At 64.5% G+C, this 5,811-nt stretch carries 7 protein-coding genes; 5 read left to right on the top strand and 2 right to left on the bottom strand.

The features are described from left to right. Positions 1 to 584 (bottom strand): undecaprenyl-diphosphate phosphatase (locus RWT78_RS27485; RefSeq protein WP_314682308.1); only part of this gene is annotated, 584 nt, incomplete at its 3' end. A gap of 228 nt (positions 585 to 812) precedes the next feature. On the opposite strand from RWT78_RS27485, the gene RWT78_RS27480 reads away from it, so the two are divergent. From RWT78_RS27480 to RWT78_RS27460, 5 genes are all read left to right on the top strand, one after another. After that, complete coding sequence (locus RWT78_RS27480) at positions 813 to 1,748, top strand: aldo/keto reductase (RefSeq protein WP_314682306.1); 936 nt, start codon at positions 813 to 815, stop codon at positions 1,746 to 1,748. 92 nt (positions 1,749 to 1,840) lie between these two features. Next, the gene (locus RWT78_RS27475; RefSeq protein WP_314682305.1) at positions 1,841 to 2,527 is read left to right on the top strand and encodes a biliverdin-producing heme oxygenase; all 687 of its coding nucleotides are present in this window, start codon (positions 1,841 to 1,843) and stop codon (positions 2,525 to 2,527) included. After that, entirely contained in the window at positions 2,524 to 3,531 is a 1,008-nt protein-coding gene (locus tag RWT78_RS27470) for an ABC transporter substrate-binding protein (RefSeq protein WP_314682303.1), read from the top strand. Before RWT78_RS27475 ends, RWT78_RS27470 begins: the two co-directional genes overlap by 4 nt. Positions 3,532 to 3,594: 63 nt before the next feature. Further along, positions 3,595 to 4,692, top strand: a complete 1,098-nt coding sequence (locus tag RWT78_RS27465) for an iron ABC transporter permease (protein ID WP_314682311.1) — start codon at positions 3,595 to 3,597, stop codon at positions 4,690 to 4,692. Next, the gene (locus RWT78_RS27460) at positions 4,689 to 5,552 is read left to right on the top strand and encodes a heme ABC transporter ATP-binding protein (RefSeq protein ID WP_007733386.1); all 864 of its coding nucleotides are present in this window, start codon (positions 4,689 to 4,691) and stop codon (positions 5,550 to 5,552) included. Before RWT78_RS27465 ends, RWT78_RS27460 begins: the two co-directional genes overlap by 4 nt. Here the strand turns inward: RWT78_RS27460 and RWT78_RS27455 are convergent. After that, on the bottom strand, positions 5,533 to 5,811 hold a 279-nt coding region (locus RWT78_RS27455; protein ID WP_314682300.1), incomplete at its 5' end, for a hypothetical protein. The genes RWT78_RS27460 and RWT78_RS27455 overlap by 20 nt on opposite strands.

Below are 5,811 nucleotides of genomic sequence, written 5' to 3'. Positions count from 1 at the left end.
AACGAGTAACGGGCTGCGGCCTCACGGGTGAGTCCGAGGAAAAGGCCGGCACTGATCGTGCCACCCGAACGTGAGACACCCGGGATGAGCGCGAGCGCCTGAGCCGAACCCATGATGATGCCGTCGCGCGCTGTGAGCGATTCGATCGGGCGCGTCTTGCGTCCGTAGTACTCGGCAGCAGCGATGACGAGCGCGAACACGATCAGCATCGTGGCAATCAGCCACAGATTGCGTGCGCCGGTACGGATCTGGTCTTTGAAGAAGAACCCGAGGATGCCGACCGGGATGGTGCCGATGATGACATACCAGCCCATCCGGTAATCGAGATCGCCCCGGTGCTCGGCATTGAACACACCTCGGAACCAGGCAGTGATGATCCTCACGATGTCGCGTGCGAAGTAGATCAGGACCGCCAACTCGGTGCCGAGCTGCGTCACGGCGGTGAACGACGCGCCGGCGTCACTGCCGAAGAATATCTCCGACACGATTCGCAAATGTCCGGAAGACGAGATGGGCAGGAACTCGGTCAAGCCCTGCACGAGGCCCAGGATCACGGCCTGGAGCCAGGTCATCGCTTCGCCCATCACTCACCGATCCCGGCTGATTCGAATGGGGTTACTGCACACAGGTTTCGTGTGTCGGGTTCACGTTTCACCGGCGCCACGCTACCGGGGCCCACGGCGCCGCGCCGCGCCCGGCACGTCCGTGTCCGAATACCCCGACTCGAGGCGAGCGCCTACTAGTCTGCACGTGGTGAGATCTCTCGGGTGCCGCACTTGCGCACACGAGTCGGGCGCGAGATGCAGGCGGTTATGAAGCACAGATCTGTCGGAACGAGCGGACTTCGGGTCTCGCGACTTGGGCTCGGCACACTGACATGGGGACGCGACACGGACGGCGACGAGGCTGCTGCGCAGCTACTCGCGTTCGCCGAGGCCGGCGGAACCCTGGTCGACACCTCGCCCGCCTACGGCGCCGGTGCGGCGCAACGGATCCTCGCCGAGTTGCTCGACGACGTCGTTCCACGTGACGAACTCATCATCAGCTCGAGCGCCGGCATCGACCCCACACCGATCGGCACCGACCGCGTCGACTGCTCGCGGCGCGGATTGCTCCGCCAGCTCGACGCAACTCTTCGTGAACTCGGAACCGACTTCCTCGACATGTGGCAGGTCGCAACCTGGGATCCGCTCACGCCTGTCGACGAGGTTGCAGCAACCCTCGACTACGCCGTCTCGAGCGGCAAGGTGCGGTACGTCGGAGTTCGCGGCTACCTCGGCTGGCAGCTCGCGACGGCCGTAGGAGCCGGTGGCGCAACAACACTCGCCGCGACGCAGGCCGAGTACTCGTTGCTCGCACGCGGCGTCGAGGAAGAATTGTTCGCAGCGGCGGCCCATCACGGCGTCGGAGTGTTCGCCGCAGTACCCCTCGCGGGCGGTGTGCTGACCGGCAAGTACCGCGACGGCATTCCCGTCGATTCCCGCGGCGCCGACGAAGCACATTCGCAGGATGTGCAGAGCTATCTGACCGATTCCTCGATCCGGGTGGTCGACGCAGTCGTTACCGCTGCCGACGGTCTGGGTACTTCCCCACTGGCGGTGGCACTGGCCTGGGCGCGCGATCGCGACGGGGTGGCCAGCGCCGTCGTCGGCACGCGTGATCTCGCCCAGTTGACAGGAGTACTGGCAACCGAAGAATTGGAACTTCCGAAAGCGATTGCCGCGGCTCTCGACGATGTGAGCGCTTGATCTGTCCCGCTGATCGAAATACCGGAGGTATCGTGTTGGCGAGGGCAGGCTAACCTAGTAGGCAACGCTTGACTACAGCCTCAGGAGAATCAATGACCACGCTCGACGTAGACAGCCTTCCCGCAGACGCAGGCCCAGCCTTCTCCGAACGAATAAAGACCGAGACGGACGCAGCACACCGCGAGACGGAGCAGTCGCGATTCGTAGGCGCACTTCTCGGCGGTGAGCTGACCACCGCTGGCTACGCCGCTCTTCTGGGACAGACGTACCTCGTCTACACGAGCCTCGAAGAGGCCGGCCGCACACACGCCGACAACGAGTTGGTCGCCCCGTTCCTGTCCGAGGATCTTTTGCGCGTGGCTTCACTCGAAGCCGATCTCGAATTCCTCGGCGGACCGAACTGGCGCGACGAACTCGTGGCCCTGCCGGCAACCGAGCGTTACATCGCCCGCCTGAAGGAGGTGGCGTTCGACTGGCCTGCCGGCTTCGTCGCACATCACTACCTTCGGTACATGGGCGATCTCTCGGGCGGACAGATCATCCGCCGGATGCTCGAACGCGCCTACGGATTCGAGACCGACGGACTTCGCTTCTACATCTTCGAAGGCATCCCCAAGCCGAAGCCTTTCAAGGACGACTACCGCTCGAATCTGGATGCACTGCAGATTCCTGCCGAGGAACAGCAGCGTTTCATCGACGAGGTGAATCTGGCATACCGCCTCAACGGCGACCTGTTCGCCGACCTCGAAGGCGACATCGAGAGCTACCTCGTCAAATGATGAAGCGCTTGGCCGCGGCGACTCTGGTCGCAGCAGCCGGTTTCGGTCTGGTGGCTTGCGGTCCCAGCGACAATTCCACGACATCTCAGGGTGCCAGGACCGCGGTACTCGAAGATTCCAGCCCGGTTCCCGTGTCCGACAACCCGACCGCGACACTGCCCGTGACGGTGAAGAGCTTCGACGGCGTCGACGTGACCATCACCGACAACAGCCGGATCGTTGCGGCCGACCGCTACGGGACGCTCGCGACGACGACGGTGGCGCTCGGCCTCGGTGACAATCTCGTCGGCCGCGACACCGCCGCCAAGTTTCCTGCAGTCGCGGACGTGCCGGTTGTCACGGTCGGCGGCCAATCGCTCAACACCGAGGCAATTCTCGACCTCAATCCCACCGTTGTTCTCACCGACACGAGTATCGGGCCCAAGAGCGTCCAGGATCAGTTGCGCGCCGCCGGTGTTCCCGTCGTCTTCTTCGATCCGACACGGACACTCGAGGGTGTGCCGGGACAACTCCAGGCCGTCGCCGACGCGCTCGGCGTCCCCGCCCAGGGCGCGGCGCTGGTCGATCGGACCGAATCGGAAATCGCTGGAGCTCGCGATCTGGTCCCCACCGAGGGCGATGCACTGAAAATCGCGTTCCTCTACATGCGCGGATCGGCCATCACCATGATCGGCGGTGAAGGGTCCGGAGCAGATTCCTTGATCGAGGCACTCGGCGCCACCGATGCAGGAACCGCCTCGGGCATCACACAACAGTTCGTGCCCATCACCAGCGAAGCGCTCATCGCCGCAGCGCCTGACGCCCTGCTGATGATGACGGACGGATTGGCATCGATCGGCGGAATCGACGGCCTCGAAAAGGTCCCTGGCATCGCTCAGACGCCGGCTGGAAAGAACAAACGAGTAGTCGACATGGCGGACGGTGTACTGCTCAGCTTCGGGCCGAACACCGGACGCGTCATGGCGGCACTCGCCGAAGCGATCTACGAGCCCGGTGGATCGTGAGCAAAGATTCGTGAGTGCTGATTCGTGAGTACAGAGACAGGTAGTTCCGAAGCAGGTAAGACTGTGTCCGCAGCCGAGGATTCCCATGACGTCGGGGGCGCCGACAAGTCGGCGTCTGGCCCCGCGTCGCGGTCGCGGGTGAGTGCGGTTCTGGTCAGCTTGACTCTCGCCCTCGTGATCGTCGCGGTGCTGTCGGCGTGCATCGGTCAAGTTCCGACGTCGCCTCTCGAGGTTTTGGGCAGCATCCTGCATCGCATCGGGCTCGACCTCGGTCCGATGCCCGCCCATCCCAGCGGTGAAGTGACTTTGTGGGAGGTTCGATTCCCCCGCGTCGTGCTCGCCATCTGTGTCGGCGCGGCGCTGGGATGTTCCGGTGCGCTCCTGCAGGGTGTGTTCTCCAATCCGCTCGCAGAACCCGGAGTGATCGGAGTGTCTGCGGGCGCGGCAGTTGGCGCGAGTGCTGTCATCGTCGTCGGGGGAACGTTCGTGGCCGGCTGGGCCGTTGCTGCGGCTGCGTTCGTCGCCGGGCTGGTCACCACCGCGGCGGTCTACCTGCTGGCTCGGCACGAAGGCCGAACCGAAGTGGTGACGTTGGTGCTTACGGGCGTCGCGATCAACGCGTTCGCCGGCGGGCTCATCGCGTTCTTCACCTTCGTCGCCAGCCCGTCCGCTCGCGATCAGATCGTGTTCTGGCAACTCGGCTCACTCAACGGCGCTTCCTGGAACGCAGTCCTGATCGTGGCGCCGATGACCGTCATCGGGATCGCCGCGACCATGATGATCGCCCCACGTCTCGACCTGCTGGCGCTCGGTGAACACGCGGCCCGTCATCTGGGCGTCAACGTCGAACGGCTTCGCCAGTTCGCGGTACTGATCGTCGCTCTCCTGGTCTCGGCGAGTGTTGCCTTCACCGGCATCATCCTCTTCGTCGGTCTGGTCGTTCCGCACCTGATGCGCATTCTCGTCGGACCTGGCCACCGCTCGCTGATTCCGGCGAGCGCCCTCGCCGGCGCACTGGTTCTGCTTGTCGCAGATCTGGGCTCGCGGTCGCTGATCGACAACGCAGACCTGCCCCTCGGAATGCTGACCGCTCTGGTGGGCGGCCCCTTCTTCTTCTGGCTTCTCCGACGCACGCGCGCGCAACAGGGCGGGTGGGCATGAGCAGCCTCGTAAGAAACTGGCGCGAACTGTTCGGCCGCGTCACCCCCGAACCGAAGAGCCCAGCCGTCGGTGATGTCACCCTCGAGGCGCGCGACATCACCGTTGAACGCGGTGGTCGGCAGATTCTGGAAGGCGTGTCCATCGAAGTCCGGGCAGGCGAGCTAGTCGTTCTCGTCGGACCGAACGGCGCCGGTAAGTCGACTCTTCTTGCGGCGTTGGCCGGTGATCAGCCCGTCATCGCTGGGCGGGTGGACGTTGACGGCACTGACCTCACTCAGTGGTCGCCGATCGACATGGCGCGCCGACGCGCGGTGCTCCCCCAGAAACACACCATCGGATTTTCGTTCAGCGCTCGCCAGGTGGTTCGTATGGGACGTGCGCCATGGACCGGAACTCGCCGAGAAGACCGCGACGGCGCTGCTATCACCGCGGCGATGAAGACCTGCGATGTCGAGGGGTTCGCCAATCGGCCGTTTGCCGTGCTGTCCGGTGGCGAGCAGGCGCGAGTCGCACTTGCGCGGGTGCTGGCGCAGGAGACGTCGACCATCCTGCTGGACGAGCCGACTGCAGCTCTCGACCTCGGACACCAGGAAGCGGTGATGTCCGTGGCGCGCGCTCGCGCTGCGGACGGCGATGCCGTCGTCGTCGTTTTGCACGACCTCGCGTTGGCAGCGGCGTACGCGGATCGGATCGTCGTGCTCGAAAACGGCCGCATCGCCGCTGACGGTCCCCCGGAATCGGTGTTGCACGAAGAGCTTCTGACCCGCGTCTACGGTTATCCGGTCGAGGTCTTCCCGCATCCGACAACCGGAGCAACGCTGGTCATCCCGCGCCGAGAATTCACCGAACAGAATCGATGATCGATCCCAGCCTGTTCAGGACGGCTCTCACCGTCGGCAGGCTGCGACCGTCGCTCTCACGAACTCCGTCACCGGGACCGGGCTGTGACCAATCAGCCTCCGTGGACAGAACTGCGTCGCGGACCACACCGGCGATGCTTCGCTCGTCGGTCAGATCGATGTCGGTCACCGATCGCTCCGCGGTGGCGACAACGTCTGCAGGGGTCGGCACACTGTGCTCGCAGTAGTCGCAGTATAACTCGACGAACATCATGCTCTT

This window comes from uncultured Rhodococcus sp. (assembly GCF_963525155.1).
Taxonomy (GTDB): Bacteria; Actinomycetota; Actinomycetes; order Mycobacteriales; family Mycobacteriaceae; genus Rhodococcus_F; species Rhodococcus_F qingshengii.
This window is presented reverse-complemented; position numbering and strand designations above follow the sequence as displayed.

Bases quoted from the DNA above. Each gene is read 5' to 3' on its own strand.
- RWT78_RS27475 (WP_314682305.1), top strand. From the start codon at position 1,841: ATGACCACGCTCGACGTAGACAGCCTTCCCGCAGACGCAGGCCCAGCC.
- RWT78_RS27460 (WP_007733386.1), top strand. From the start codon at position 4,689: ATGAGCAGCCTCGTAAGAAACTGGCGCGAACTGTTCGGCCGCGTCACC.
- RWT78_RS27480 (WP_314682306.1), top strand. From the start codon at position 813: ATGAAGCACAGATCTGTCGGAACGAGCGGACTTCGGGTCTCGCGACTT.
- RWT78_RS27470 (WP_314682303.1), top strand. From the start codon at position 2,524: ATGATGAAGCGCTTGGCCGCGGCGACTCTGGTCGCAGCAGCCGGTTTC.